Origin of the sequence: Pseudomonas sp. Leaf15 (assembly GCF_001421425.1) — a bacterium.
GTDB lineage: Bacteria > Pseudomonadota > Gammaproteobacteria > Pseudomonadales > Pseudomonadaceae > Aquipseudomonas > Aquipseudomonas salomonii.
Map to the genome: position 1 here is coordinate 222,058 of NZ_LMKI01000033.1, position 26,374 is coordinate 248,431.

Sequence of the window (26,374 nt, forward strand, 5' to 3'; positions counted from 1 at the left end):
TCGCCGCCTCTTTTGCTGCCAAAACTGACTCACCGTGCCGCACTCAATCGCCCGTCCCGATGCTTGCCAATGGCTGACCCAGAGCCTTCTGAACCCAATGCCTGGGCCTTTGACCCTCAACTGGTTGTTCGACGAAGGCTCGCTGACGCGCAGGCTCACGTGGCTGTCCAACGACGGCTTCAGCGTAACGCCACTGTTCGAAGGCTGGCAGCCACTGCGCGAGGATGAATGCGTGGCGCTGGGTATGGCCCCGGCCACGGTCGGCTGGGTACGCGAAGTGTATTTGCGCGGGCATGGCCAACCGTGGGTGTTTGCCCGCAGCGTGGCGGCCCGCAGTGCCTTGCAGGGCGATGGCTTGCACATGGACGAACTGGGCAGCCGTTCGCTGGGCGAATTGCTGTTCTGCGACCACGCGTTCACCCGCCAGGCGATCGAGGTATGCCATTACCCACGGCAATGGCTGCCAACCGCCGACCAGGCCGATGGCCTGTGGGCGCGCCGCTCACGCTTTGATCGCGGGCCGCTGAGCGTGCTGGTCGCGGAAATTTTCCTGCCCAGCTTCTGGCATGCACTGCATGACCACCCGGAGAACTGCTGATGTATCAACGTCTGCTCAAGTCCTTGAACCGCCTGAACCCCAGGGCCTGGGATTTCATTCAGCTGACTCGCATGGACAAACCCATCGGCATTTACCTGCTGTTGTGGCCGACGCTATGGGCGCTGTGGATTGCGGGCAAGGGCTCGCCATCGTTGCTCAATATCGTGATTTTCGTGCTCGGTGTGGTGCTGACCCGCGCCGGCGGCTGTGTGATCAATGACTGGGCCGACCGCAAGGTCGACGGCCATGTGAAACGCACCGAGCAACGCCCGCTGGTGAGCGGCAAGATCAGCTCCAAAGAGGCCTTGGTGTTTTTTGCGGTGTTGATGGGCATCAGTTTTCTGCTGGTGCTGCTGACCAACGCGACCACCATCCTGCTGTCCCTGGGCGGCCTGGCGCTGGCGGCGAGCTACCCGTTCATGAAGCGCTACACCTACTACCCGCAGGTGGTGTTGGGCGCGGCGTTTTCCTGGGGCATGCCGATGGCATTCACTGCCGAGACCGGGCATTTGCCTGCCACGGCGTGGCTGCTGTACATCGCCAACTTGCTGTGGACGGTGGGTTACGACACGTATTACGCGATGACCGACCGCGATGACGACTTGAAGATCGGGGTGAAATCCACCGCCATTCTGTTCGGCGATGCGGACCGCGTGATCATTCTGACCCTGCAAGGCTTGTCACTGGTGTGCCTGCTATTGGCGGGGCAGCGGTTTGAGCTGGGTGGCTGGTTCCACTTGGGGTTGCTTGCGGCGGCGGGCTGTTTTGCCTGGGAGTTCTGGTACACCCGGGACAAGGATCGGATGAAGTGCTTCAAGGCGTTTTTGCACAACCACTGGGCGGGGTTGGCGATATTTGTGGGGATTGTGGCGGATTACGGGTTTCGGTAAGTCAGTGCTGACGCCATCGCGGGCAAGCCCGCTCCCACATTTGGAACGCATTCCCCTGTGGGAGCGGGCTTGCCCGCGATGGTTTCAATGGCGCCGCAGAGTCAAGGCTTGGCAACCTTCCAGGCACCGTCCATTTTGCCTTCACCGGTCATGTCGCCGGCCTTCTTGTCCATGACGAAGGTGTAAAGCGGCTTGCCGCTGTAGGCCCACTGGCTCTTCTGATCGTCACGCGTGATGACGGTCCATTTGCCCATCGGCTTGTCAGTGGACTCAGCCATCAACGGCGGCCAGTTGGTGGCGCACTTGTCGTTGCACATGGACTTGCCATCGGCGTCTTTGGCAAAGGTGTAGAGCGTCATGCCCTTATGATCCACCAACACGCCGCCCTTGGTCATCGCCGGCTCAGCCGCAAATGCCAGTGTCGGCAGGGTCAACGCCGCCGTTACCAACAGGGCTTTCCAGGAAAAAGTACTTTGAGTCATCGGAACCTTCCTTTTGTGGTTGTCAGGATTCGGACCCAAAGGGTAGTCCAGAGTGCCGTGAATTGCCCGATCGACTAAATTACTGTCACACGACTGCAATAATTCCGTTATCTAATGCGGCGCAAGACAGTTAAATGACAAGAGGATTTTGAGCATGGTTGGCAGGAGCATTCTGATCGTTGACGACGAAGCGCCCATTCGCGAGATGATCGCCGTTGCGTTGGAAATGGCCGGCTATGACTGCCTGGAGGCGGAGAACTCCCAGCAGGCCCATGCCATTATCGTCGACCGCAAGCCGGACCTGATCCTGCTGGACTGGATGCTGCCCGGCACCTCGGGCATCGAACTGGCCCGCCGCCTCAAGCGGGATGAGCTGACCGGGGATATCCCGATCATCATGCTCACCGCCAAGGGTGAAGAGGACAACAAGATTCAGGGCCTGGAAGTCGGCGCTGATGACTACATCACCAAGCCGTTTTCCCCACGTGAGCTGGTAGCGCGCCTGAAGGCCGTACTGCGCCGTGCCGGCCCGACTGATGGCGAAGCACCGATCGAAGTCGACGGGCTGATCCTGGACCCGATCAGCCACCGCGTGACCATCGACGGCAAGCCGGCCGAGATGGGCCCGACCGAATACCGCCTGCTGCAATTTTTCATGACCCACCAGGAGCGCGCCTACACCCGTGGCCAATTGCTCGACCAGGTGTGGGGCGGCAACGTGTATGTGGAGGAGCGCACGGTTGACGTGCATATCCGCCGCCTGCGCAAAGCCTTGGGCGATGCCTACGAGAATCTGGTACAAACCGTGCGCGGCACCGGCTATCGCTTTTCCACCAAAGGCTGAGCCGGCCCTTCCCTTCCTTAACCGCTGACAAGGACGCATGTTTAAGTGAACCAGAACTGGCATGGCACCCTGATCCGCCACATGCTTCTGTTGATCACCGGTTGCCTGGTGGTGGGCTTGATCAGCGGCTATTACGGCTGGAGCCTGGCCGTTGGTATCGGCCTGTATCTGGGCTGGACCCTCAAACAATTGCTGCGCCTGCATGAATGGCTGCGCCAGCACAAACCCGACGAAGCGCCGCCCGACGGCTATGGCCTGTGGGGCGAGGTGTTCGACAGCATCTACCACCTGCAACGCCGCGACCAACGGGTTCGCGGGCGCCTGCAGGCGGTGATCGACCGGGTACAGGAATCCACCGCCGCGCTCAAAGACGCGGTGATCATGCTCGACAGCGATGGCAACCTGGAATGGTGGAACCGCGCCGCCGAGACCCTGCTGGGCCTCAAGACGCCCCAGGACAGCGGCCAGCCGGTGACCAACCTGGTGCGCCACCCGCGCTTCAAGGAGTACTTCGAGCAGGACAACTACGAAGAAGCCCTGGAAATCCCCTCGCCCACCAATGACCGCGTGCGCATCCAGCTGTACCTGACGCGTTACGGCAACAACGAACACCTGATGCTGGTACGCGACGTGACCCGCATTCATCAGCTGGAACAGATGCGCAAAGACTTCGTCGCCAACGTCTCCCACGAACTGCGCACGCCGTTGACGGTGATCTGCGGCTACCTGGAGACGCTGCTGGACAACGTCGACGAGATCAACCCGCGCTGGAGCCGTGCCCTGCAGCAGATGCAGCAGCAGGGTTCACGCATGCAAACCCTGCTCAACGACCTGCTGTTGCTGGCCAAGCTGGAAGCCACCGATTACCCCTCGGACAACCACCCGGTGGCGGTGCAAAGCCTGTTGCAGACCATCAAGAATGACGCCCAGGCGCTGTCCGGCGAGCGCGGGCAACAGATCACCCTGGAGGCCGACCCGCAGGTATTGCTCAAAGGCAGCGAAGGTGAGTTGCGCAGCGCGTTCTCCAACCTGGTGTTCAACGCCGTGAAGTACACCCAGGACAAGGGCAATATCCGCATCCGCTGGTGGAGCGATGAGCACGGCGCACACTTGAGCGTGCAGGACTCCGGCATCGGTATCGACGCCAAGCATCTGCCGCGCCTGACCGAACGCTTCTACCGCGTCGACTCCAGCCGCAACTCCAACACCGGCGGCACCGGGCTGGGCCTGGCGATCGTCAAACACGTGCTGTTGCGCCACCGCGCACGGTTGGAGATCAGCAGCGTGCTGGGGCATGGCAGTACCTTTACCTGCCATTTTCCGCCGGCGCAGGTGACCCGTTCGCAGGTGATCGGGAATGATGAATAAGCTGAAAACAACGCAGATCCAAGTGTGGGAGCTGGCTTGCCTGCGATAACGGTGAGTCAGCTGAAAATACGTCAACTGACAGTCCGCTATCGCAGGCAAGCCAGCTCCCACATGGGATTTGTGTGGTTTGGTAGAAGGCATTAGAGGCTCCGCCCGGCAGCGGGCACTAGGCAAGCGCCCCGTCAGCCGCTACATTGGCCGACTTGCGCCTGCCTTTCAGGCCTGTCTGTCACCCCTTATTGAACACACGGAACCTGCAAAACCCCATCATGGACCCTTCCCCTGGTATCACCCTCGCTACACTCTTCGCCGATTTCGGCATGATTCTTTTTGCACTGATCCTGGTACTGCTCAACGGTTTCTTCGTTGCGGCGGAATTTGCCATGGTCAAACTGCGCGCCACCCGGGTCGAGGCCATCGCCCACAAGAACGGCTGGCGCGGGCAGATCCTGCGCACCGTTCATAGCCAGCTCGACGCCTATCTGTCGGCCTGTCAATTGGGTATCACCCTCGCCTCCCTGGGCCTGGGCTGGGTCGGTGAACCGGCCTTCGCGCATATCCTCGAGCCATTGCTGGGCGCCATCGGCGTGCAATCGCCTGAAGTGATCAAGGGCGTGTCGTTCTTTGCCGCCTTCTTCGTGATTTCCTACCTGCACATCGTGGTCGGTGAGTTGGCCCCCAAATCGTGGGCAATTCGCAAACCCGAGCTGCTGTCGCTGTGGACGGCGGTGCCGCTGTACCTGTTCTACTGGGCCATGTACCCGGCGATCTACCTGCTTAACGCCAGCGCCAACGCCATCTTGCGTATCGCCGGCCAAGGCGAGCCAGGCCCGCACCACGAACACCATTACAGCCGCGAAGAACTCAAGCTGATCCTGCACTCCAGCCGTGGCCAGGACCCAAGCGACCAAGGCATGCGCGTACTGGCTTCGGCCGTGGAAATGGGCGAGCTGGAAGTGGTGGACTGGGCCAACTCCCGCGAAGACCTGGTCACCCTGGACTTCAACGCCCCGCTCAAGGAAATCCTCGCGCTGTTCCGCCGCCACAAATTCAGCCGCTACCCGGTGTATGACGCCGATCGCAATGAGTTTGTCGGCCTGCTGCACATCAAGGACCTGCTGCTGGAGCTGGCAGCCCTGGACCACATTCCCGAGTCGTTCAACCTGGCCGAGCTGACCCGCCCGCTTGAGCGCGTCTCGCGGCACATGCCGCTGTCGCAGTTGCTGGAACAGTTCCGCAAAGGCGGTGCGCACTTCGCCCTGGTGGAAGAAGCCGACGGCAAAGTCATCGGCTACCTGACCATGGAGGACGTGCTGGAAGTGCTGGTCGGTGATATTCAGGACGAACACCGCAAGGCCGAGCGCGGCATCCTCGCCTACCAACCAGGCAAACTGCTGGTGCGTGGCGACACGCCGCTGTTCAAGGTGGAGCGCCTGCTGGGCGTGGACCTGGACCACATCGAAGCCGAAACCCTGGCGGGCTTGATCTACGACACGCTCAAACGCGTGCCGGAAGAGGAAGAAGTGCTGGAAGTTGAAGGCTTGCGCATCATCATCAAGAAGATGAAAGGGCCGAAGATCGTGCTGGCCAAGGTGTTGTTGCTGGATTGACGCCTCAATTGCCCAACGTAAAGTTGGGCAATTTGCCAAGCGGCTGGTTGAACTCATAGGGAATCGAAACCAGCCCGACCTCGGAAGCCTTCTGCACCACAAAATGCAGGTGCGGCCCGCTGCTATTGCCGGTATTGCCCGACAATGCCAGCGCGCTTCCCACTGCCACACGCTGCCCTGACACTGACCGAACCTTGCTTGAGGTGCAGATACACGCCCTCGGTGCCGTCATCGTGACGTATGCGCACGAAATTTCCTGACGCATCACCTCCACGCCCCGCCTGCTGGTTTTCAGTCTTCACCACCACACCGCTGCGTGCCGCAATGATCGGCGTGCCCTCGGGCATGGCGATGTCCATGGCGTAGCGGCTCTTGGCGTCAGTGTGGCTGAAGCTGCCATTAGGGCCTTGAGTCAATCGAAACGGCCCACCACGCCAAGGCAAAGGATAGCGATAGCCCTGTTGTGGGTAACTCGATCGTGGCATATCCAGCACTGGCCGTTTGGCCCGCTCAACCTTACGCTCCAGCATCACAAACGCCTGGGCGCCGGGCGTTTGCCGGTCGCTGAAAGACACCACGCCTTTGGCATCGGTGGATTTGTAGAGGGTCATGGCCAGGGTCGAAGTGCAAACCGTGGCCGGTCCGCAGCACAGGACTAGGCGAATGAACATGCCGTACCTGCCGGGATGACTGAACGGCAGGCTAGCAAGGGTTGATGACAGCTCTAAGCGGGCAGCGCGGTAAAGCAGATATCCACATTCATCCGGGCGGCGGCCGACAGGTTGACCAGCGCATCGAGGGAAAACTTGTCGATCTTGCCGTTGAGCACGTCGTTCAAGCGCGGCTGACTGATACCGAGCCTTTGTGCCGCGTCTTTCTGAGAAAGCTCCCAGCTGCGGATGGTGTTGCACAACGCCAACAACAACTTTGAGCGCATGCGCATATTGGCGGCTTGTTGGGGCGTGTCTTCCAGAGCATCCCAGACGCTGCTGAAACGTTCGGTGTGAATTTTTGAGTCTGTCATGGGCTTAACCTATCTCCTGCAATCTGGCACGAGCCAGTTCGATATCCCGCCCTTCGGTTTTCTGTGTGGTTTTGCGCAGCGCGTGCAGCACATAGACTGCTTCCGGCCGATTAATCACATAGAACACTCGAAACGCTCCTGATTCCTCAGTGATCCGAATTTCGCTGACGCCCCTCCCGATAGTCTTCATCGGTTTGCAATCAAAAGGCTGTTCACCCTGCTGCAAGAGATCCAACTGAAAGCCGGCAGCCCTCCGGGCGTCGAGAGGGAATTCTTTGAGATCCTTGAGCGAGCTTCCTAAAAACACCACATCCTTATGCCTTGGCATTTGCTTCTCCTTTCCTGGAAAGAAGAAGCCTAATCGACGACTCAGCCAAAGGCGGTGCAGGTGTGTTTCAAGGCATAGCAAAGGCTCGATAACACTGACGCGTTATCGAGAGACTATATCGAAATGGATATAAATCAAGCGGCCTAGCGGGAATCAGACGGTCGGTCGATTCCCTTGATTCAGGCGATCAAGCTCCCGGCACGAAGTGCTTCTGCGCCGTACCGCGCGCGATCAGGCGGGAGATGTAATCGAGCTTCTGCGCATCCTGGTCGATAAACCGGAAGGTCAGTTGCAGCCAGTCGCTGTCAGGCCGTGGCTCATAGGCGACGATGGCGTGCAGGTAGCCGTTGAGGCGCGCGACTTCGGCGTTCTCGCCTTGCTCAAGGTCGAGCACGGCGCTTTCCAGCACCTGGGGCAGCACTTCACCGCGACGGACCACCAGCAGCGCTTCCTTGATGCTCAGCGCCTTGATCACGCATTGCTGGTTGCCGCTGGACAGCCGCAGTTGGCCCTGGCCGCGACCGCCGGCAGGCGAGGCTGCAGGCGCTTGCACCGGCTGGCTGTTGAGCAGGCCTTTGCTCGGCGCAGCTACCGGCGCCGGTTTGGCCGCCTCGGGCTTGCCGCCGGTCAAGGCATTGAGGGAGTCATTGCCGAAGGCCGAGTTCATCTTGGTCGGCGCGCTGGCGATGAGGGCATCGAGGCGGCCGATTTTGTGCAAAGCCTGCTTGACCTTGTTCAGCAACTGCTCGTTGGTGAATGGCTTGCTGACATAACCGGAAACCCCGGCCTGAATCGCCTGCACCACGTTTTCCTTGTCGCCACGGCTGGTCACCATCACGAACGGCATGGCCTTCAGGTGCGCCTGCTCACGGCACCAGGTCAACAGCTCAAGGCCGGACATCTCGGGCATTTCCCAGTCGCACAGCACTAGGTCGAAGGTCTCGCGCATCAGGATGGATTGCGCCTTTTTACCGTTCACCGCGTCTTCAATCTTGATGCCGGGGAAGTAGTTGCGCAGGCACTTCTTCACCAAATCACGGATAAACGAGGCGTCGTCCACCACCAATACACTGACTTTACTCATCGACCCTTCATCCTATTAAAACTTCGGCACGCAAAACGCCTGACTGATGGCATTTTGCCAAAACTCGCTGGTCACAGAAGGACTTTATTGCTCCTGCTGTGCAAAAAAATTCAGATGCCGCAAACGAAAACGCCCGACCAAAGGCCGGGCGTTAATGTCTCGGGCAACCTTACTTATCGTCAGATTCGCCCGGAACATTAGGGATTTGATCAGCAGTGCCCTCAACTTCGGCTTTCATGCGCTTGAGGCCCATGTGCCGCACGTCGGTGCCGCGCACCAGATAAATCACCAATTCCGAGATGTTGCGCGCGTGGTCGCCAATGCGTTCCAGGGAGCGCAGCACCCAGATGATGTTCAAGACCCGCGAGATAGAGCGCGGGTCTTCCATCATGTAGGTGGCCAGCTCGCGCAGTGCGGTCTTGTATTCGCGGTCGATGGTCTTGTCGTATTGCGCCACCGACAACGCCAATTCGGCGTCGAAGCGGGCGAACGCGTCCAGCGCATCGCGCACCATGTTGCGCACCTGGTCGCCGATGTGACGCACTTCCACGTAACCGCGTGGCGCTTCACCTTCTTCGCACAGCTGGATAGCGCGGCGGGCGATTTTGGTGGCTTCGTCGCCGATGCGCTCCAGGTCGATCACCGACTTGGAGATGCTGATGATCAAACGCAGGTCGGAGGCCGCCGGCTGGCGGCGGGCCAGAATGCGCAGGCATTCTTCGTCGATGTTGCGTTCCATCTGATTGATCTGGTCATCGATCTCGCGCACTTGCTGGGCCAGGCCCGAGTCGGCCTCGATCAGCGCAGTGACCGCATCGTTGACTTGCTTCTCCACCAGCCCGCCCATCGCCAGGAGGTGGCTGCGCACTTCCTCAAGCTCGGCGTTGAACTGCGCGGAGATGTGGTGGGTAAGGCCTTCTTTGCTAATCATGTTGGCGTCCTTGGAACGTCCGGTAAGGTGCGGAGAACCGCAGCATTCAGTGCAATCAGAACCACCGCGTACTAGCCGTAACGACCGGTAATGTAGTCTTCGGTCTGCTTCTTCGCCGGGTTGGTGAACAAGGTGTCAGTGTCGCCGAACTCCACCAGCTTGCCCATGTACATGAACGCGGTGTAGTCGGAAACCCGCGCCGCCTGTTGCATGTTGTGGGTCACGATGACGATGGTGAACTTGGATTTCAGCTCGTAGATCAGCTCTTCGACTTTCAGCGTCGAGATCGGGTCGAGTGCCGAGCAGGGTTCGTCGAGCAGCAACACTTCCGGCTCCACGGCGATGGTGCGGGCGATCACCAGACGCTGCTGCTGGCCGCCGGACAGGCCGAGTGCCGATTCATGCAGGCGGTCTTTGACTTCGTCCCACAACGCCGCGCCTTTCAAGGCCCACTCGACGGCTTCGTCGAGGATGCGTTTTTTGTTGATGCCCTGGATGCGCAGGCCATACACCACGTTTTCGTAGATGGTCTTGGGGAACGGGTTCGGCTTCTGGAACACCATGCCCACGCGGCGGCGCAGCTCGGCCACGTCCTCGCCCTTGCGGTAGATGTTAGTGCCGTACAGGTTGATCGCGCCTTCTACGCGGCAACCGTCAACCAGGTCGTTCATGCGGTTGAAGGTGCGCAGCAGTGTGGACTTGCCGCAGCCGGACGGGCCGATAAAGGCGGTCACGCGCTGCTTGGGGATGTTCATGCTGACATCGAACAGCGCCTGCTTTTCACCGTAGTACAGGCTCAGGCCGGGCACTTCGATGGCCACGGTTTCCTGGGCCAGGCTCAGGCTCTGCTTGTCGCGACCCAGGGCCGACATGTTGATGCCGTGGGTGTGGGTTTCATGTTGCATGGGATGCTCCCTGTGCTACCAATTCGTTTGGTTGAACCGCCGGGGCGGTTTACTCAAAAATCTGTGTCTGTCTCTGGACCCTTGAGGAGCTGGCTTGTGTGGGAGCTGGGCTTGCCCGCGATGCAGGCACCGCGGTGTGTCAGCCACACCGCGATGATGCTATCGCAGGCAAGCCAGCTCCCACACAAGCCGGCCCCCACAGGGGATCGCTTTAGCTGTCCAGCGCCTTGTATTTTTCGCGCAGGTGGTTACGGATCCACACGGCCGACAAGTTCAGCGTGGCGATCACCAGCACCAGCAGCAGCGCGGTGGCGTACACCAGCGGGCGTGCCGCTTCGACGTTGGGGCTCTGGAAACCGACGTCATAAATATGGAAGCCCAGGTGCATGATCTTTTGGTCCAGGTGCAAGTACGGGTAGTTGCCGTCCAGCGGCAGCGACGGCGCCAGCTTGACCACACCCACCAGCATCAGCGGCGCCACTTCACCGGCGGCGCGGGCCACGGCGAGGATCATGCCGGTCATCATCGCCGGGCTGGCCATCGGCAGCACGATCTTCCACAGCGTTTCCGCCTTGGTTGCGCCGAGTGCCAGGGAACCTTCACGCACGGTGCGGGGAATCCGCGCCAGGCCTTCTTCGGTGGCCACGATCACCACCGGCACGGCCAGCAGCGCCAGGGTCAGCGAGGCCCACAACAGGCCCGGCGTACCGAACGTCGGTGCCGGCAGGGCTTCTGCGAAGAACAGGCGGTCAACCGAGCCACCCAGTACATACACAAAGAAGCCCAGGCCGAACACGCCGTAAACGATGGCCGGTACACCGGCCAGGTTGTTCACCGCGATACGGATAATGCGGGTCAGGGTGTTCTGCTTGGCGTATTCACGCAGATACACCGCCGCCAGCACGCCGAACGGGGTCACGATCATCGCCATGATCAGGGTCATCATCACGGTGCCGAAGATGGCCGGGAAGATCCCGCCTTCGGTGTTGGCTTCCCGTGGGTCATCGCTCAAGAATTCCCAGACCTTGCTGAAGTAGAAACCCACCTTGGTCAGGGTGCCCATGGCGTTCGGCTGGTAGGCGTGCACCACTTTGCCGATGCCGATTTCGATTTCTTTGCCGTTGCCGTCGCGGGCCGTCAGGCTGTCGCGGTTGAACTGGGTGTGCAGGTCGGCCAGACGTGCTTCGATGTCCTGGTAACGGGCATTCAATTCGGCGCGGCCGGAGTCCATGTCAGCCTGGGCGGCAGCGTCGAGCTTGCCTTCCAGCTCCAGCTTGCGGCCGTGCAGGCGGATGCGTTCCAGGCCTGCGTTGATCGCGCCGATGTCGGTTTTCTCAAGGCTCTTGAGTTGCGCCGCCAGCTTATTCACACGGTCGACGCGGGCTTGCAGCTCCGGCCATGCGGCTTCGCCTTCGGCGATCACCTTGCCGTCCTGCTTGACGTTGACCAAGGTGCCGTAGAAGTTGCCCCACTCACGACGCTCAATGGCCATCAGGTTCTTCGGTGTGGTCTGGTCTTTCAACCACTCGCCGACGATCCAGGTGAAGTCGTTGCCATTCAAGTCGCGGTTACCGACCTTGATCAGCTCGCGGGTCATGAATTCCGGGCCTTGGTCCGGCACCGGCAGGCCCGCGCTTTTGAGGCGCTCGCGCGGCACTTCTTCCTTCTGCACCACTTCGCCGATGACGATATGGTTTTCCTGGCCAGGCACGCTGTAGTTGGCCTGGATCAGGTCGGCGGGCCAGAAGTGGCCCAGACCACGCACGGCAATCACGGCCAGCAAACCAATGGTCATGATGACCGCGATGGACACCGCGCCACCGCTGATCCAGACGCCAGGGGCGCCGCTCTTGAACCATCCATTCAGGGAGTTCTGTTTCACAGACTTCTACCTTTCTTAAAGCGACGAGTATTTCTTGCGCAGACGCTGACGGATCAGCTCGGCGAGGGTGTTCATGATGAAAGTGAACAGCAGCAGCACCAGCGCCGAGAGGAACAGCACGCGGTAGTGACTGCCACCGACTTCCGACTCAGGCATCTCCACCGCAACGTTGGCCGCCAAGGTGCGCAGGCCTTCGAACAGGTTCATCTCCATCACCGGCGTGTTACCGGTGGCCATCAGCACGATCATGGTTTCACCCACTGCGCGACCCATGCCGATCATCAGTGCGGAGAAGATGCCTGGGCTGGCGGTCAGGATCACCACGCGGGTCATGGTCTGCCACGGCGTGGCACCCAGGGCCAACGAGCCCAGGGTGAGGCCGCGCGGCACGCTGAACACGGCGTCTTCGGCGATGGAGTAGATGTTCGGGATTACCGCAAAACCCATGGCCAGACCGACTACCAGTGCGTTGCGCTGGTCGTAAGTGATGCCCAGGTCGTGGGAGATCCACATGCGCATGTCGCCGCCGAAGAACCAGGTTTCCAGGTAGGGGCTCATGTACAGCGAGAGCCAGCCCACAAACAGGATCACCGGAATCAGGATCGCGCTTTCCCAGCCATCCGGAACACGCAGGCGGATCGACTCAGGCAAACGGCTGAAGACAAAACCGGCGACCAGGATGCCAATCGGCAGCAACATCAGCAGGCTGAAAATCCCCGGCAAGTGCCCTTCTACATACGGCGCCAGGAACAGGCCGGCGAAGAAGCCGAGGATCACCGTCGGCATCGCTTCCATCAGTTCGATCACCGGCTTGACCTTGCGGCGCAGGCTCGGGGCCATGAAGTAAGCGGTGTAGATGGCCGCAGCCACTGCCAGTGGCGCGGCCAGCAGCATGGCGTAGAACGCCGCCTTCAGGGTACCGAAGGTCAGCGGGGCCAAACTCATTTTGGGTTCAAAGTCGGTGTTGGCGGCGGTCGATTGCCAGACGTACTTGGGCTCGTCGTAGTTTTCGTACCAGACCTTGCTCCACAGCGCGCTCCAGGACACTTCCGGGTGCGGGTTGTCGAGCAGCAGCGGTTGCAGCTTGCCGCCGGCTTCGACGATCACGCGGTTGGCGCGAGGCGACATGCCGAACAGGCCTTGGCCATCCACCACCGGGTCGACCAGCAGGGTGCGGTGCGCGGTGCTGTGGAACACGCCGAACTTGCCGGACGCGTCCAGGGCGGTGAAGCCTTTGCGACGCTCCTCGGCGGTGATTTCCACGATAGGCGCGGTGCCCATCTGGAAGGTGCGAATCTGCTTCAGGCGTTGCTCGCCGTCCGGGTCACGGGCCATGAACCACTGGGCCAGGCCGCCCTTGGAGTTACCGACGATCAGCGAGATACCGCCCACCAACTGAGTGCTGGCAGTGATTTCGGCGTTGCCGTCTTCCAGCAGTTTGTAGCGACCGTTGAGGCTGTTGTCGCGCAAGTTGAAGACGTCGGCGAGGGCGCGGCCGTTGACCACATACAGCCACTGCTGGCGTGGGTCGACGAAAATCGCCTTCACGGGTTCGGTCATTTGCGGCAGCTCGATACGCTTCTGCTCGCTGGTGACTTCACCGGTCATCATGTTTTCTTCGCGGCTCAGGCTCAGTACGTTCAAGAACGAACCCGCGGAGCCTGCAACCACCAGCGATGAATCGGTGGCGTTGAGCGCGACGTGCTCCAGCGGGCGGCCCTGCTCGTCAAGGACGATGGGCGTTTCGCCGTAAGGGTATTCAATGGCCGGCGTAATGGTCTTTTTGCCGTCCGGGTACGACACTTTATAAGTGTGGCGGAACACCAGGGACTGGCCATTGGACAAACCGAGGATCACCAACGGGCTGCCGGGCTGGTCTTTACCGATCGAGGCCACAGTGGCGCCCGCAGGCAATGGCAGGTCGACACGCTTGAGCTCGGCACCGGTGCTCACATCAAAGAACAGCGCCTGGCCCTTGTCGGAAACCCGCATGGCGACTTGGTTCTGTTCTTCGAGGGAGATCATCAACGGCTTGCCGGCATCCTGCATCCAGGCGGGTGTCAGCGCGTCTTCCTTGGTCAGCGAGGCCCCCTGGAACAAAGGCGCAACTACATAAGCCAGGAAGAAGAAGATCAGGGTGATGGCGCCGAGCACGGCGAGGCCGCCGATTAGCACGTACCAGCGGGTCAGGCGATCCTTGAGCGCGCGAATGCGGCGCTTGCGTTGCAGCTCAGGCGTATTGAAATCAATACGCTTGGGGGGAGAAGTCGTCGTCATGGTGGAATTGGCCAGATCATTCATGCGCACACCCTAGCGATCCTGTATGACAGAAAGATGACAATGCAGTGACGCAAGAAATCCGCCGCGTAGCAGGGCTGGCAGCGGATTAAAAAATTAGGGGTGTAGACGGGCTGTGTGGGAGCGGGCTTGCCCGCGATGGCATCAATACGGTTGCAACTCTAAACCGCGTCGCCAGCATCGCGGGCAAGCCCGCTCCCACAGAAAAGCATGTGTCTACACCAGGTATTGCAGGCTTAGTTGCCTTCTTTCAAACCCAGGTCAGCCAGGGCCTTGGCAGCCACTTTGGCTGGCAGTGGGATGTAGCCGTCTTTGACGACCACTTCCTGGCCCTGTTTGGACAGAACCAGCTTCACGAACTCAGCTTCCAGCGGGGCCAGAGGCTTGTTCGGGGCTTTGTTGACGTACACGTAGAGGAAGCGCGACAGCGGGTACTTGCCGTTCAGGGCGTTTTCTTCGCTGTCTTCGATGAAGTCAGTGCTGCCTTTCTTGGCCAGGGCCACAGTCTTCACGCTGGCGGTCTTGTAGCCGATGCCCGAGTAACCAATGCCGTTCAGCGAGGAGCTGATCGACTGCACGACCGAAGCCGAGCCAGGTTGTTCGTTGACGTTTGGCTTGTAGTCGCCTTTGCACAGGGCTTCTTCTTTGAAGTAGCCGTAGGTGCCGGATACCGAGTTACGACCAAACAGCTGAACCGGCTTGTTGGCCAGGTCGCCGGTCACACCCAGGTCGCCCCAGGTTTTAACGTCGGCTTTAGCACCGCACAGACGCGTCGAGGAGAAGATCGCGTCGACTTGTTCCATGGTCAGGTGCTGGATCGGGTTGTCTTTGTGCACGAACACGGCAAGGGCATCCACGGCAACCGGGATAGCGGTTGGCTTGTAGCCGTACTTCTGCTCGAAGGCCGCCAGTTCGGTGTCCTTCATCTTGCGGCTCATCGGGCCCAGGTTGGAGGTGCCTTCAGTCAGCGCAGGAGGTGCAGTGGCGGAGCCGGCAGCCTGAATCTGGATGTTGACGTTCGGGTATTCCTTTTTGTAACCCTCGGCCCACAGGGTCATCAGGTTAGCCAGGGTATCGGAACCGACGCTGGACAAGTTGCCCGACACACCAGTGGTCTTAACGTAAGCCGGGATTGCCGGATCAACACCAGCGGCCACCGCGTTGGCGGTCGCAACGCCAGCAGCGACAAAAGTCATTGCCGCCATCAAACGTTTCAGTTTCATGCCTTGCTCCTAGCAGATAGGGATAGTTGGATCGGGGCCAAGTATCGGTAGGCCGTGTGAACACTCTATGTCTGGAATATGACAATTAGATGAAAGGCCAGTATTTATGAAAAACCTGACAGAAAGGGGAAAGTGCAATAAATCCGGGGCTTGCGAGGAGGTTTGACGGCTGAAGCGATGTTTTGGAAACACTCTGTAATCGTTGCTGGCATTGATCGTTCCCACGCTCTGCGTGGGAACGCATCCAGTGACGCTCTGCGTCACGACCTTCAAAAGCGGACGCAGAGCGTCCAGGCCGGGGCGTTCCCACGCAGAGCGTGGGAACGATCAATCAGCGCCCGCGCTTCCACAGGTAACCGCCCACCGCTATCCCCATCACGCACAGGACAGCCACGTAATAAGCAGGGCCCATCGGGCTTTCCTTCATCAGCAGGGATACCGCCAATGGCGTCAGGCCACCGAACACGGCATAGGCCACATTGTAGGAGAACGATAAGCCGCTGAAACGCACCACCGGCGGGAACGCTTTCACCATCACGTAAGGCACTACACCGATGGTGCCTACAAACAGGCCGGTCAACGCGTACAGCGGGAACAACCAGTCCGGGTGAGCCATCAGGCTGTGATACAGCGTCCAGGAGGTGGCCAGCAGCAACGCGCAACCGGCGACCAAAACGCGACCGGCACCAAAACGGTCAGCCAGCGCGCCGGAGGCGATGCAGCCCAGGCTCAGCGTAACAATCGCCAGGCTGTTGGCTTGCAGCGCCACGGTCGGGCTGAAGTGGTAGACGGTTTGCAGCACGGTCGGGGTCATCAGGATGACCACAACCACACCCGCCGACAGCAACCACGTCAGCAGCATCGACAGCACAATGGCACCACGGTGGTCACGCAATACCGCGCGCAACGGCAGCTCGGCAGCCAGGGTTTTGCGCTGCTGCATCTCGGCGAAGATCGGTGTTTCGTGCAACCAGCGGCGCAAGTACACCGACAGCAGGCCGAACACACCGCCCAGCAGGAACGGGATACGCCACGCGTAATCCGAGACCTGCTCCGGGGTATAGAGGGTGTTGATGGCGGTAGCCACCAGCGAGCCCAGCAAAATACCGGCGGTGAGGCCGCTGGTGAGGGTGCCGCAGGCATAGCCGATGTGGCGCGGCGGCACGTGTTCGGAAACAAACACCCAGGCGCCCGGTACTTCGCCGCCAATGGCGGCGCCCTGGATGACGCGCATCAGCAGCAACAATAGCGGCGCCCACAGGCCGATCTGTGCGTAGGTCGGCAGCAGGCCCATGATCAGGGTCGGGACGGCCATCATGAAGATGCTCAGGGTGAACATTTTCTTGCGGCCCAGCAGGTCACCGAAGTGCGCCATGATGATGCCGCCCAGCGGGCGTGCCAGGTAGCCGGCGGCGAAGATGCCGAAGGTCTGCATCATGCGCAGCCATTCAGGCATGTCGACGGGGAAAAACAGCTTCCCGACCACGGTGGCGAAAAATACAAAGATAATGAAATCGTAGAATTCCAGCGCCCCGCCCAAGGCAGACAGCGACAGGGTTTTGTAGTCGTTGCGGGTCAGCGGGCGCGAAGGTTGCGCACTGCTTGCAGGCACGGAGGACATGGCAAGGCTTCTCTTATAGTAATCAGAACAGCAAGCCCGGGACTTGCGGCAGGTTTGGCAAGATAGCAAATCGTTTGAAAAAGCACAGCGTCTACCGAATCACAGTCCAGATGGGCGAAATATTCCCCATTCGTGCGCTTTCCCTGCAATCAGAAACACAGTTGCGCGAAAAAGCCGCATAACAGCCGCGATTTGCCGACCAAATGAGCGCCGGGAGGTCGTCGCGGCGCCAGCGTCTCGATATACTCGGCCCTTGCAAGCGCCAAACCCGCTGTCTTGAGGGGCTGCTGTGCCAAAACGTCGTTGGGTGCCACCCAGCCGCTTTGGCAGAGTTTCCCTTTAGTGCGCCTTACGAGAAACGTATCGAGCGGTGTAGGTTGGTGCTGAAACGTTTTTCCAGAAGACGGCTATCCACTTGAAACACCCATGAAGCGTTACGGGTCAGAGGCACCCTCGGCATGATTGAACTCGAACAAGAAGATCCTATCCCGCAAGGCGATCTCGCCTTGCAAATCACCGCGCTGCCGCGTGAAACCAACGGTTTTGGCGATATCTTCGGCGGCTGGCTGGTCGCGCAGATGGACCTGGCCGGCACGGCCATGGCCAGCAAGGTTGCCGGCGGCCGCGTGGCCACCGTAGCGATTGATCGCATGGCATTTCTGGTGCCGGTGGCCGTCGGCGCGCAGTTGTCTTTCTACACGCAGGCCCTGGAAATCGGCCGCAGCTCGATCCAGATGATGGTCGAAGTGTGGAGCGACGACCCGCTGTCGAGCGAATGGCGCAAAGTCACCGAGGCGGTGTTTGTGTTCGTCGCCATCGATGGCAGCGGCCGCACGCGTTCGGTACCGTCGCGCGCGCGTTAAACCTCACCGGGTTTTGACGGTCAATTGCCCCATTGCCTGCCATAAAGAGTGCTTTGTATGCCTGTGCCCCACGTTGAAACTGTGAAAATCGACGAGCTGGACTGCTGGCGCATTCGCCACAATGGCGCTGAATTGATGGTGGCCCAACAGGGCGCGCACCTCTTCAGTTACCAGCGCCAGGGCGAACAGCCGCTGATCTGGCCGAACCCTGCGGCGGTGTTCAAGCAAGGCAAAGGCATCCGTACCGGCGTGCCGGTGTGCTGGCCATGGTTTGGTGTGTTTGACCGCAACCCGCAGAGCGTCAAGGCGATGCGCCAGAGCGAGCAACCGGCAGGTGCCCATGGTTTTGTGCGCACGGCGATCTGGCAACTGGATGAGGTGATTCCAGTTGCGGATGCATTGCAGTTGGATTTTTCGCTGCCAGTGCCTGCGGGCGGTTACCCCGGCTGGCCGCATCAGGTCGACCTGACACTGAGCCTGCTGTTGGACGATCAACTGCACATTCGCCTGACCAGCCACAACCGTGGCACCGACACCGTGACACTCAGCCAGGCGTTGCACACGTACTTCGCCGTGAGTGACGTGCGCAAGGTGCAGGTCGAAGGGCTGGATGGGCGGGCGTATATCGACACCGCCGATGGCTGGGCCGAGAAGAAGCAGTCCGGCCTGCTGCACTTCAGTGCCGAGACTGACCGTATCTACCTGGATACTCCGGCGCAGTTGGATATCGTCGATACAGATTGGCAGCGTCGCATCCAACTGACCGCCGAGGGTTCGAACTCCACCGTGATCTGGAACCCGTGGACCGAACGCGCCAAGGCGTTTGACGACATGGCCGATGATGGCTGGCAGGGCATGCTGTGCATCGAAACGGCGAATGTGCTGGATGATGTGGTGAGCTTGGCGCCGGGTCAAAGCCATACCTTGGGCGTGAGCATCAACAGTATCGCCCTGTAAAAACCAATCAACATGTGTGAGCACGCTTGTGTGGGAGCTGGCTTGCCTGCGATAGCATCACCTCGGTTTCACTGATACACCGAGGTGCCTGAATCGCAGGCAAGCCAGCTCCCACACAAGCCCGCTCCCACATTGGGTTCTGCGTCATGATCTAGAGATCGGACTCTTTCACTACCCTGACCTTCCCCGCATCCAGCGCATACGCCGCATCTGCCAGGTCATTGTTGACCTTCTCCACCTTCAACGTGCCCGTCACCCACAGCGGCGTGTAGATATCATCCAGCTTCAGCCCCTTGGGATAACGCACCAGCACCAACTGATTAGGCGGCGGTGGCGGCACGTGGATGCAGGCGCCTGGGTACGGCACCAGGAAAAACAGGGTGCTGCGGCCCTTCGCGTCGGTTTCCAACGGTACCGGGTAGCCACCGATGCGGATGTTCTTGCCGTTCATGGCGGCCACGGTCTTGGTCGAGTACATCACCGCCGGCAAGCCTTTGCTCTGCTTCAAGCCACCTTTGTCGGTGAACGTGCCTTGGGCTTCGGGGGAGTTGTGGTCGATCTCGGGCATGGCTTCGAGGGCTTTCTGGTCTGAAAGCGGCATCAGGTCGAGCCAGTCGGTTTCCGGCAGTTCACCGGCGTGCGCCAGGCCTGAGCCCAGCAGGAGGAGTGTGAATAAAAGACGGCGCATGAAAAAGCTCGGCAAGTTCAGATGCCGAGCATTCTAGCCCTCTGCGCCTGCACAGCGCAGAGGGCTTTGTCGCTTAAATCATTTCTTTCTCAGCAGGCCGTAGATCACCAGCAACACGATGGCGCCGATCAGCGCGCCGAGGAAGCCCGCGCCTTGACCCGCCTGGTAGATGCCCAGGGCCTGACCACCGTAGGTGGCAACCAGGGAACCTGCGATACCCAGCAGGATGGTCATGATCCAGCCCATGCTGTCGTCGCCAGGCTTGAGGAAGCGCGCCAGCAGGCCGACGATCAAGCCGATAAAGATGGTTCCAATGATACCCATGGCATTTCCCTCTGAATGAAGTGAACTACACCAAAGCCTAGTCAGACTTTAGCGTCCTGCAATCAGAGAGGCGGCGATAACCAATGGTTCCCGCCGCCCCAAAGGTTATTGCTCGGCGATCAGCGCTTCGACCTTGAGAATCTGCGCCTCAAGGGTCGCACGGTCCTTGCAGCGCAGGTTGGCGTGGCCAACTTTACGCCCGACTTTGAAAGCCTTGCCGTAGTGGTGCAGGTGGCAGTCATCAATGGCGATGACTTTTTCTACCGGTGGCACTGCACCGATAAAATTGAGCATGGCGCTCTCGCCGACCTTGGCCGTAGAACCCAACGGCAAGCCCGCCACCGCCCGCAGGTGGTTTTCGAACTGGCTGCACTCGGCGCCTTCGGTGGTCCAGTGCCCGGAGTTGTGCACGCGCGGGGCGATTTCGTTGGCCTTGAGGCCGCCGTCGACTTCAAAGAACTCAAACGCCATCACGCCGACGTAATCCAGCTGCTTGAGAACGCGGCTGGAATAGTCTTCGGCCAGGGCCTGCAGCGGGTGGTCGGTGCTGGCCACGGACAGCTTGAGGATGCCGCTGTCGTGGGTGTTGTGCACCAACGGGTAGAAGCGGGTCTCGCCGTCACGGGCACGCACGGCGATCAGCGACACTTCACCGGTGAACGGCACAAAGCCTTCCAGCAGGCAGGCGACACTGCCCAGTTCGGCGAAGGTGCCAACCACATCGGCAGCGGTGCGCAGGACTTTCTGGCCCTTGCCGTCATAACCCAGGGTGCGGGTCTTGAGCACGGCTGGCAGGCCGATGCTGGCGACGGCCGCTTCCAGGTCCGCCTGGGACTGGATATCGGCGAAGGCCGGGGTCGGAATGCCCAGGTCCTTGAACATGCTCTTTTCGAACCAGCGGTCGCGAGCGATGCGCAAGGCTTCGGCGCTCGGGTACACCGGCACGAACTGCGACAGGAAGGCCACGGTTTCGGCCGGGACGCTTTCGAATTCGAAGGTCACCAGGTCGACTTCATCGGCCAGTTGGCGCAGATGGTCCGGGTCGCTGTAGTCAGCGCGCAGGTGTTCACCCAGGGCCGCCGCGCAGGCGTCCGGCGCCGGGTCCAGGAAAGCGAAGTTCATCCCCAGCGGGGTGCCCGCCAAGGCCAGCATGCGACCCAGTTGGCCGCCACCGATTACACCGATTTTCATCAATCAATACCTTCAGGCGATACGTGGGTCCGGGTTGTCCAGCACGCTGTCTGTCTGCTCAGCACGGAATTTTTTCAGCACCGCATGGAACTGCGGGTGCTTGGCGCCCAGGATGCTGGCGGACAGCAACGCGGCGTTGATCGCGCCGGCCTTGCCGATTGCCAGGGTGGCCACCGGAATACCGGCCGGCATCTGCACGATGGACAACAGCGAATCCACGCCCGAGAGCATCGACGACTGCACCGGCACGCCCAGCACCGGCAGGTGGGTCTTGGCCGCACACATGCCTGGCAGGTGCGCCGCACCGCCGGCACCGGCGATGATCACCTCGATGCCACGGGATTCTGCTTCATCGGCATACTGGAACAGCAAATCCGGGGTGCGGTGGGCAGAGACCACTTTCACTTCATACGGAATGCCGAGTTTTTCCAGCATATCGGCGGTGTGGCTAAGGGTGGACCAATCGGACTTGGAGCCCATGATCACGCCAACCAATGCACTCATCGTCGTGCCTCTTCTCTCTGGGCGCACGCAGGCGCGTCAAAAAACAACAAGCCACGCGGGAAATCCGGCGTGGCTTGGTGTACGAATTAAGGCCGGTTGGACCGGCCGAAGGCCGCGCAGTATACCGTAATAATCCAGATAAACAGCCCCTTGGATGACCATCTGTCTTACGGCGCAAAGTGGCGGTTTTATTGACTTTCAAGTCAGCGAAACCAACGTAAATTTCCCATGGAAACGGGGTCAATGTGGGAGCTGGCTTGCCTGCGATAGCATCACCTCACTACGGCTGATGTACCGAGGTGCCTGCATCGCAGGCAAGCCAGCTCCCACAGTTGATCTGCATTGCGCTCAAGTGTTTTGTGCAGCCCCGCCTTCCAGCTTGCGCCACAGCAGCCGCACGTTCGCCTTGCGCACCAACGCGCAGCGATACAGACGAATCTCCAGCGGCACGTGCCATTGCGGGCCGCCGCACACCACCAGTTCGCCTCGCGCCAGTTCGGCACGCACGCTCAACTGCGGCACCCAGGCGATACCCAAGCCTTCAAGGGCCATGCTCTTGAGACTGTCTGCCATGGCAGTTTCGTAAATGGTGGTGAAACGCAGGGCCCGCTGGCGCAGCAGCAAATTAACCGAGCGACCGAGAAAGGCGCCGGCACTGTAGGCCAGCAACGGCACACTGCCCTCACCTTCGAGGTCGAACAGTGGTTTGCCGTCGGCGTCGGCGGCGCACACCGGGAGCATCTCGGTGTTGCCCAGGTGCAGTGACGGGAAGATTTCCGCGTCCATCTGCATGGCCGCATCCGGGTCGTAGAACGCCAGCATCAAGTCGCAGCCGCCTTCGCGCAGGGCGTGCACCGCATCGCCAACGTTGGTGGCGACCAGCCGGGTGGCGATGTTCAAGCCCTCATTGCGCAGTTGCGCGATCCAGCGCGGGAAGAAACCCAATGCCAGGGAGTGGGCGGCGGCCACTTGCATGACTTCGCCCTGACCGCCTTCGAGATGATGCAAATGGCGCAGCACTTCACCGAGCTGCTCGACCACCGTGCGCGCGGTGACCAGGAACAACTGCCCGGCTGCCGTGAGCTCCACCGGCGTGCGCGAACGGTTGACCAACGTCAGGCCCAACGCAGCTTCAAGGCTGCGGATGCGTCGGCTGAACGCAGGCTGGGTCACAAAGCGCCGTTCCGCCGCCTGGGAAAAGCTGCGGGTCGCCGCCAGGGCACTGAAGTCTTCCAGCCATTTGCTCTCAAGGTTCATCACTTCCTCCCACGGGTATGCACCATTTTGGCACACACGCCCGCCATGATAACCGGGTCACACCTACATTATGCCGTTTGTGCATAGGCCAGTGCTTAACAGCATTGGCCCAAAAACTTCTACAAGCCTAGCATTCGCAGCGTTCCGGCCAGTTCCGGGTCCATATCGAGATGATTTCCGTCATGTCCTCCGCTGCATCTTTCCGTACCGAAAAAGACCTGCTTGGCGTACTCGAAGTACCGGCTCAAGCGTATTACGGCATCCAGACCCTGCGAGCGGTGAACAACTTCCGCCTCTCGGGCGTTCCGATTTCGCATTACCCGAAATTGGTGGTCGGCCTGGCAATGGTCAAGCAAGCAGCCGCTGACGCCAACCGCGAGTTGGGCCAGCTCAGCGAAGCCAAGCACGCGGCCATCAGCGAAGCTTGTGCCCGTCTGATCCGCGGCGATTTCCACGAAGAGTTCGTGGTGGACATGATTCAAGGCGGCGCTGGCACTTCAACCAACATGAATGCCAACGAAGTCATCGCCAACATCGCGTTGGAGGCCATGGGCCACAACAAGGGCGAGTACCAATACCTGCACCCTAACAACGACGTGAACATGGCGCAGTCGACCAACGACGCCTACCCAACCGCGATCCGCCTGGGTCTGCTGCTTGGCCATGACGCGCTGCTGGCCAGCCTCGACAGCCTGATCCAGGCATTCGCCGCCAAAGGCGTCGAGTTCGGCCACGTGCTGAAAATGGGTCGCACCCAATTGCAAGACGCTGTGCCGATGACCCTCGGCCAGGAATTCCGCGCCTTCGCCACCACCCTGGGTGAAGACCTGGCACGCCTGAAAACCCTGGCGCCAGAGCTGCTGACCGAAGTGAACCTGGGCGGCACCGCCATCGGCACCGGCATCAACGCCGACCCACGTTACCAGGCCCTGGCCGTACAACGCCTGGCGCTGATCAGCGGCCAGCCGCTGGTTCCGGCTGCCGACCTGATCGAAGCCACCTCCGACATGGGCGCTTTCGTGCTGTTCTCCGGCATGCTCAAGCGTACTGCGGTGAAGCTGTCGAAGATCTGCAACGACCTGCGCCTGCTGTCCAGCGGCCCACGCACCGGCATCAACGAGATCAACCTGCCGGCACGCCAGCCAGGCAGCTCGATCATGCCAGGCAAGGTTAACCCGGTGATCCCGGAAGCCGTGAACCAGGTAGCGTTCCAGGTTATCGGTAACGACCTGGCGCTGACCATGGCAGCCGAAGGCGGCCAACTGCAGTTGAACGTGATGGAGCCGCTGATCGCTTTCAAGATCTTCGACTCGATCCGCCTGCTGCAACGCGCCATGGACATGCTGCGCGAACACTGCATCGTCGGCATCACCGCCAACGAAGCCCGTTGCCGCGAGCTGGTGGAACACTCCATCGGCCTGGTCACCGCGCTGAACCCGTACATCGGCTATGAAAACGCCACCCGCATTGCGCGTATCGCCCTCGAAAGCGGCCGCGGCGTGCTGGAACTGGTGCGCGAAGAAGGCTTGCTCGACGACGCCATGCTCGACGACATCCTGCGCCCCGAAAACATGATTGCCCCACGTTTGGTCCCGCTGAAGGCCTAAGCGTTTGATGCACCGCTCACCAGGTTGAGGGACTAGACACCTCTCACCTTTTGAGGGCCTGAAGGCTCGTTCTTCAGGCCCTTTTTTTTTGCCCCAAGGTTGTGAAATGAAGCCCATAAAAAATCCAATATCGCCCTGCAAACCCTCCTTGCCTGCAACCGCCTGGCTGAAACCTTTAATCGCCCCGTGCAGACGGATCACGCTCGCCTAGGTATAGTGCCGCCCCTCTTCGCGTCTGCGGCCGTCGGTAACGAGGCCCGCAGACATCGCGAAAGCGCATGAATAACAACACCCGCAAAAGGATTGGGGTCGAACCGTCGCGCACTGCCTGGTGCTATGTGAGGGATCGGACCGTCCTGCGTTTGCCATTAGAAAAATCAGCGAGGAACACTCCATGCTCGAAGTCATCAACGACTTCCTCTCAGGGAAAGTACTGATCGTGCTCATTGTCGGGCTCGGCGGTTATTTCACGATCCGCTCGCGTTTCGTACAGTTGCGTCACTTTTTCCACATGTTCTCGGTGTTCAAAGACAGCCTGAAGAGCAGCTCCGGCCAGCTCAGTTCCTTCCAGGCGCTGATGCTCAGCCTGGCCGGCCGCGTGGGTGCCGGTAACATCGCCGGCGTCGGCATTGCCGTGACCCTGGGTGGCCCGGGCGCCGTGTTCTGGATGTGGGTCACCGCGCTGGTGGGCATGTCCTCGAGCTTTATCGAGTGCTCCCTCGGCCAGTTGTACAAGCGCACCGATGCCGAAGGCACTTACCGTGGCGGCCCGGCGTATTACATCCAGCACGGTTTGCAGAAGCGCTGGCTGGGTATGGTCATGGCGTTCCTGTTGCTGGTGACTTTCGGTTTCGCCTTCAATGGCCTGCAAGCCCACGCCGTGACTCACTCGCTGAACAACGCCTTTGGCCTGGACACCACCTACACCGGCCTGGCGCTGGCGGTATTGCTGGGCCTGGTGTTCATCGGCGGGATCAAGCGCATCGCTTCGATTGCCGACCTGCTGGTGCCGGTCAAGACCCTGGTCTACATCGCTGTGACGCTGTACGTGATCGTGCTGCAATTCGACCACGTACCGGCCATGCTCGCGACCATCGTCAAGAGCGCGTTCGGCCTCGACCAAGCCTTCGGTGGCCTGGTGGGCAGCGCGATCATCATGGGCGTGAAGCGCGGCGTGTTCGCCAACGAAGCCGGTCTGGGCAGTGCGCCTAACGTGGCCGCGGTGGCCTCGGTAGAACACCCGATCGCCCAAGGCGTGGTCCAGGCGTTCAGCGTGTTCCTCGACACGTTCGTGATCTGCACCTGCACCGCGTTGCTGATCCTGCTCTCCGGTTTCTACACCCCAGGCTTTGAAGGCGACGGCATTGCCCTGACCCAGAACTCCCTGGCGGCGGTAGTCGGTGACTGGGGCCGCATGTTCATCTCGGTGGCCCTGGCGTTGTTCGTGTTCACCTCGATCATGTACAACTACTACCTGGGCGAGAGCAACCTGCGCTTCCTGGTGGGCAACAACCGCAAGGTGCTGATGGGCTACCGTGCGCTGGTGCTGGTGCTGATTTTCTGGGGTTCGATCGAGAACCTGAGCACCGTGTTCGCCTTCGCCGACATCACCATGACCCTGCTCGCGTTCGTGAACCTGTTCGCCCTGGCGTTCCTGTTCAAGATTGCCATGCGCATCCTCAATGACTACGACAACCAGCGCGCTGCGGGCATCAAGACGCCGGTATTCGACTCCAGCCAGTTCCCCGACCTGGACCTGGACCGCAAGGCCTGGCCGGCCAACCCGGCAAAGCCGGAAGCAGTCGCCTCGGCTGAACTGAGCGCTCAAGCGCAACGTTAATCACCGCTAGATGACACGCCGCCCGGCCTTGGGCATGCTCTGGGCCCGGCGGCGT

24 protein-coding genes and 1 pseudogene are annotated in these 26,374 nt (G+C 60.5%); 9 read left to right on the forward strand and 16 right to left on the reverse strand.

Going from position 1 to position 26,374, the window contains the following annotated elements; translation table 11 throughout:
• Positions 1–34: 34 nt before the first annotated feature.
• Together ASE80_RS22540 and ubiA are read left to right on the forward strand one after the other, a co-directional pair.
• On the forward strand, positions 35–598 hold the full coding sequence (locus ASE80_RS22540) for a chorismate--pyruvate lyase family protein (protein WP_056860873.1): 564 nt from the start codon (positions 35–37) through the stop codon (positions 596–598).
• A complete protein-coding gene (gene ubiA, locus ASE80_RS22545; protein WP_017135807.1) occupies positions 598–1,488 on the forward strand; it encodes a 4-hydroxybenzoate octaprenyltransferase in 891 nt (296 codons plus the stop codon). Before ASE80_RS22540 ends, ubiA begins: the two co-directional genes overlap by 1 nt.
• Positions 1,489–1,589: 101 nt before the next feature.
• Here ubiA and ASE80_RS22550 read toward each other — a convergent pair whose 3' ends face one another.
• On the reverse strand, positions 1,590–1,970 hold the full coding sequence (locus ASE80_RS22550) for a COG4315 family predicted lipoprotein (RefSeq protein ID WP_056860874.1): 381 nt from the start codon (positions 1,968–1,970) through the stop codon (positions 1,590–1,592).
• 154 nt (positions 1,971–2,124) lie between these two features.
• Between ASE80_RS22550 and phoB the strand changes: the two genes are divergently transcribed.
• The 3 genes from phoB to ASE80_RS22565 all read left to right on the forward strand — a co-directional run bounded on the left by phoB (position 2,125) and on the right by ASE80_RS22565 (position 5,792).
• Positions 2,125–2,814, forward strand: coding sequence for a phosphate regulon transcriptional regulator PhoB (gene phoB / locus ASE80_RS22555; RefSeq protein ID WP_003195617.1), 690 nt, complete (start codon positions 2,125–2,127; stop codon positions 2,812–2,814).
• An 81-nt stretch (positions 2,815–2,895) separates the two neighbouring features.
• Positions 2,896–4,182 (forward strand): phosphate regulon sensor histidine kinase PhoR, encoded by a 1,287-nt coding sequence (gene phoR, locus ASE80_RS22560; protein ID WP_235593089.1) that lies wholly within the window; start codon positions 2,896–2,898, stop codon positions 4,180–4,182.
• A gap of 269 nt (positions 4,183–4,451) precedes the next feature.
• The gene (locus ASE80_RS22565; RefSeq protein ID WP_017135804.1) at positions 4,452–5,792 is read left to right on the forward strand and encodes a hemolysin family protein; all 1,341 of its coding nucleotides are present in this window, start codon (positions 4,452–4,454) and stop codon (positions 5,790–5,792) included.
• 4 nt (positions 5,793–5,796) lie between these two features.
• Here the strand turns inward: ASE80_RS22565 and ASE80_RS22570 are convergent.
• The 10 genes and pseudogenes from ASE80_RS22570 to ASE80_RS22615 all read right to left on the reverse strand — a co-directional run bounded on the left by ASE80_RS22570 (position 5,797) and on the right by ASE80_RS22615 (position 17,088).
• Positions 5,797–6,463: pseudogene (locus tag ASE80_RS22570) on the reverse strand (M23 family metallopeptidase).
• A 53-nt stretch (positions 6,464–6,516) separates the two neighbouring features.
• Entirely contained in the window at positions 6,517–6,816 is a 300-nt protein-coding gene (locus ASE80_RS22575; protein ID WP_056860876.1) for a helix-turn-helix domain-containing protein, read from the reverse strand.
• Between the two features lie 4 nt (positions 6,817–6,820).
• Complete coding sequence (locus tag ASE80_RS22580) at positions 6,821–7,144, reverse strand: type II toxin-antitoxin system RelE/ParE family toxin (RefSeq protein WP_056860877.1); 324 nt, start codon at positions 7,142–7,144, stop codon at positions 6,821–6,823.
• Positions 7,145–7,331: 187 nt separating this feature from the next.
• A complete protein-coding gene (locus ASE80_RS22585; protein WP_056860878.1) occupies positions 7,332–8,228 on the reverse strand; it encodes a response regulator in 897 nt (298 codons plus the stop codon).
• 169 nt (positions 8,229–8,397) lie between these two features.
• A complete protein-coding gene (gene phoU / locus ASE80_RS22590) occupies positions 8,398–9,159 on the reverse strand; it encodes a phosphate signaling complex protein PhoU (protein ID WP_053258703.1) in 762 nt (253 codons plus the stop codon).
• A gap of 71 nt (positions 9,160–9,230) precedes the next feature.
• On the reverse strand, positions 9,231–10,064 hold the full coding sequence (gene pstB, locus ASE80_RS22595) for a phosphate ABC transporter ATP-binding protein PstB (RefSeq protein ID WP_056860879.1): 834 nt from the start codon (positions 10,062–10,064) through the stop codon (positions 9,231–9,233).
• 211 nt (positions 10,065–10,275) lie between these two features.
• Positions 10,276–11,946 (reverse strand): phosphate ABC transporter permease PstA, encoded by a 1,671-nt coding sequence (pstA, locus tag ASE80_RS22600; protein WP_017135800.1) that lies wholly within the window; start codon positions 11,944–11,946, stop codon positions 10,276–10,278.
• Between the two features lie 15 nt (positions 11,947–11,961).
• Positions 11,962–13,995, reverse strand: coding sequence for an ABC transporter permease subunit (locus ASE80_RS22605; RefSeq protein WP_170875882.1), 2,034 nt, complete (start codon positions 13,993–13,995; stop codon positions 11,962–11,964).
• A gap of 485 nt (positions 13,996–14,480) precedes the next feature.
• Complete coding sequence (locus tag ASE80_RS22610) at positions 14,481–15,467, reverse strand: phosphate ABC transporter substrate-binding protein PstS (RefSeq protein WP_017135798.1); 987 nt, start codon at positions 15,465–15,467, stop codon at positions 14,481–14,483.
• A gap of 331 nt (positions 15,468–15,798) precedes the next feature.
• Entirely contained in the window at positions 15,799–17,088 is a 1,290-nt protein-coding gene (locus ASE80_RS22615; protein ID WP_056860881.1) for an MFS transporter, read from the reverse strand.
• 458 nt (positions 17,089–17,546) lie between these two features.
• Here ASE80_RS22615 and ASE80_RS22620 point away from each other — a divergent pair, with 458 nt between their 5' ends.
• Together ASE80_RS22620 and ASE80_RS22625 are read left to right on the forward strand one after the other, a co-directional pair.
• Positions 17,547–17,951 carry an acyl-CoA thioesterase gene (locus ASE80_RS22620; RefSeq protein ID WP_003176975.1) on the forward strand — a complete coding sequence of 135 codons (405 nt, stop codon included), beginning with the start codon at positions 17,547–17,549 and terminating at the stop codon, positions 17,949–17,951.
• A 57-nt stretch (positions 17,952–18,008) separates the two neighbouring features.
• The gene (locus ASE80_RS22625) at positions 18,009–18,908 is read left to right on the forward strand and encodes a D-hexose-6-phosphate mutarotase (protein WP_056860882.1); all 900 of its coding nucleotides are present in this window, start codon (positions 18,009–18,011) and stop codon (positions 18,906–18,908) included.
• 151 nt (positions 18,909–19,059) lie between these two features.
• Here ASE80_RS22625 and ASE80_RS22630 read toward each other — a convergent pair whose 3' ends face one another.
• The 5 genes from ASE80_RS22630 to ASE80_RS22650 form a co-directional block, all read right to left on the reverse strand.
• Entirely contained in the window at positions 19,060–19,596 is a 537-nt protein-coding gene (locus ASE80_RS22630; RefSeq protein WP_017135795.1) for a DUF3299 domain-containing protein, read from the reverse strand.
• A gap of 78 nt (positions 19,597–19,674) precedes the next feature.
• A complete protein-coding gene (locus ASE80_RS22635) occupies positions 19,675–19,920 on the reverse strand; it encodes a GlsB/YeaQ/YmgE family stress response membrane protein (RefSeq protein ID WP_015886585.1) in 246 nt (81 codons plus the stop codon).
• A gap of 105 nt (positions 19,921–20,025) precedes the next feature.
• A complete protein-coding gene (locus tag ASE80_RS22640; protein WP_056860883.1) occupies positions 20,026–21,111 on the reverse strand; it encodes a 5-(carboxyamino)imidazole ribonucleotide synthase in 1,086 nt (361 codons plus the stop codon).
• 12 nt (positions 21,112–21,123) lie between these two features.
• Positions 21,124–21,615, reverse strand: a complete 492-nt coding sequence (gene purE, locus ASE80_RS22645; protein WP_003195648.1) for a 5-(carboxyamino)imidazole ribonucleotide mutase — start codon at positions 21,613–21,615, stop codon at positions 21,124–21,126.
• A gap of 348 nt (positions 21,616–21,963) precedes the next feature.
• Positions 21,964–22,872 (reverse strand): LysR substrate-binding domain-containing protein, encoded by a 909-nt coding sequence (locus ASE80_RS22650; RefSeq protein WP_017135793.1) that lies wholly within the window; start codon positions 22,870–22,872, stop codon positions 21,964–21,966.
• A 182-nt stretch (positions 22,873–23,054) separates the two neighbouring features.
• Between ASE80_RS22650 and aspA the strand changes: the two genes are divergently transcribed.
• Together aspA and ASE80_RS22660 are read left to right on the forward strand one after the other, a co-directional pair.
• Positions 23,055–24,479, forward strand: coding sequence for an aspartate ammonia-lyase (gene aspA / locus ASE80_RS22655; protein ID WP_017135792.1), 1,425 nt, complete (start codon positions 23,055–23,057; stop codon positions 24,477–24,479).
• Between the two features lie 394 nt (positions 24,480–24,873).
• Positions 24,874–26,319 carry an alanine/glycine:cation symporter family protein gene (locus ASE80_RS22660; RefSeq protein WP_056860884.1) on the forward strand — a complete coding sequence of 482 codons (1,446 nt, stop codon included), beginning with the start codon at positions 24,874–24,876 and terminating at the stop codon, positions 26,317–26,319.
• Positions 26,320–26,374 lie beyond the last annotated feature (55 nt).

Bases quoted from the DNA above. Each gene is read 5' to 3' on its own strand.
- ASE80_RS22650 (WP_017135793.1), bottom strand. From the start codon at position 22,872: ATGAACCTTGAGAGCAAATGGCTGGAAGACTTCAGTGCCCTGGCGGCG.
- ASE80_RS22610 (WP_017135798.1), bottom strand. From the start codon at position 15,467: ATGAAACTGAAACGTTTGATGGCGGCAATGACTTTTGTCGCTGCTGGC.
- ASE80_RS22550 (WP_056860874.1), bottom strand. From the start codon at position 1,970: ATGACTCAAAGTACTTTTTCCTGGAAAGCCCTGTTGGTAACGGCGGCG.
- ASE80_RS22630 (WP_017135795.1), bottom strand. From the start codon at position 19,596: ATGCGCCGTCTTTTATTCACACTCCTCCTGCTGGGCTCAGGCCTGGCG.
- ubiA (WP_017135807.1), top strand. From the start codon at position 598: ATGTATCAACGTCTGCTCAAGTCCTTGAACCGCCTGAACCCCAGGGCC.
- ASE80_RS22585 (WP_056860878.1), bottom strand. From the start codon at position 8,228: ATGAGTAAAGTCAGTGTATTGGTGGTGGACGACGCCTCGTTTATCCGT.
- phoU (WP_053258703.1), bottom strand. From the start codon at position 9,159: ATGATTAGCAAAGAAGGCCTTACCCACCACATCTCCGCGCAGTTCAAC.
- aspA (WP_017135792.1), top strand. From the start codon at position 23,055: ATGTCCTCCGCTGCATCTTTCCGTACCGAAAAAGACCTGCTTGGCGTA.
- ASE80_RS22575 (WP_056860876.1), bottom strand. From the start codon at position 6,816: ATGACAGACTCAAAAATTCACACCGAACGTTTCAGCAGCGTCTGGGAT.
- purE (WP_003195648.1), bottom strand. From the start codon at position 21,615: ATGAGTGCATTGGTTGGCGTGATCATGGGCTCCAAGTCCGATTGGTCC.
- ASE80_RS22620 (WP_003176975.1), top strand. From the start codon at position 17,547: ATGATTGAACTCGAACAAGAAGATCCTATCCCGCAAGGCGATCTCGCC.
- ASE80_RS22635 (WP_015886585.1), bottom strand. From the start codon at position 19,920: ATGGGTATCATTGGAACCATCTTTATCGGCTTGATCGTCGGCCTGCTG.
- ASE80_RS22615 (WP_056860881.1), bottom strand. From the start codon at position 17,088: ATGTCCTCCGTGCCTGCAAGCAGTGCGCAACCTTCGCGCCCGCTGACC.
- ASE80_RS22565 (WP_017135804.1), top strand. From the start codon at position 4,452: ATGGACCCTTCCCCTGGTATCACCCTCGCTACACTCTTCGCCGATTTC.
- ASE80_RS22660 (WP_056860884.1), top strand. From the start codon at position 24,874: ATGCTCGAAGTCATCAACGACTTCCTCTCAGGGAAAGTACTGATCGTG.
- ASE80_RS22605 (WP_170875882.1), bottom strand. From the start codon at position 13,995: ATGCAGGATGCCGGCAAGCCGTTGATGATCTCCCTCGAAGAACAGAAC.
- pstB (WP_056860879.1), bottom strand. From the start codon at position 10,064: ATGCAACATGAAACCCACACCCACGGCATCAACATGTCGGCCCTGGGT.
- phoB (WP_003195617.1), top strand. From the start codon at position 2,125: ATGGTTGGCAGGAGCATTCTGATCGTTGACGACGAAGCGCCCATTCGC.
- ASE80_RS22580 (WP_056860877.1), bottom strand. From the start codon at position 7,144: ATGCCAAGGCATAAGGATGTGGTGTTTTTAGGAAGCTCGCTCAAGGAT.
- phoR (WP_235593089.1), top strand. From the start codon at position 2,896: ATGCTTCTGTTGATCACCGGTTGCCTGGTGGTGGGCTTGATCAGCGGC.
- ASE80_RS22640 (WP_056860883.1), bottom strand. From the start codon at position 21,111: ATGAAAATCGGTGTAATCGGTGGCGGCCAACTGGGTCGCATGCTGGCC.
- ASE80_RS22625 (WP_056860882.1), top strand. From the start codon at position 18,009: ATGCCTGTGCCCCACGTTGAAACTGTGAAAATCGACGAGCTGGACTGC.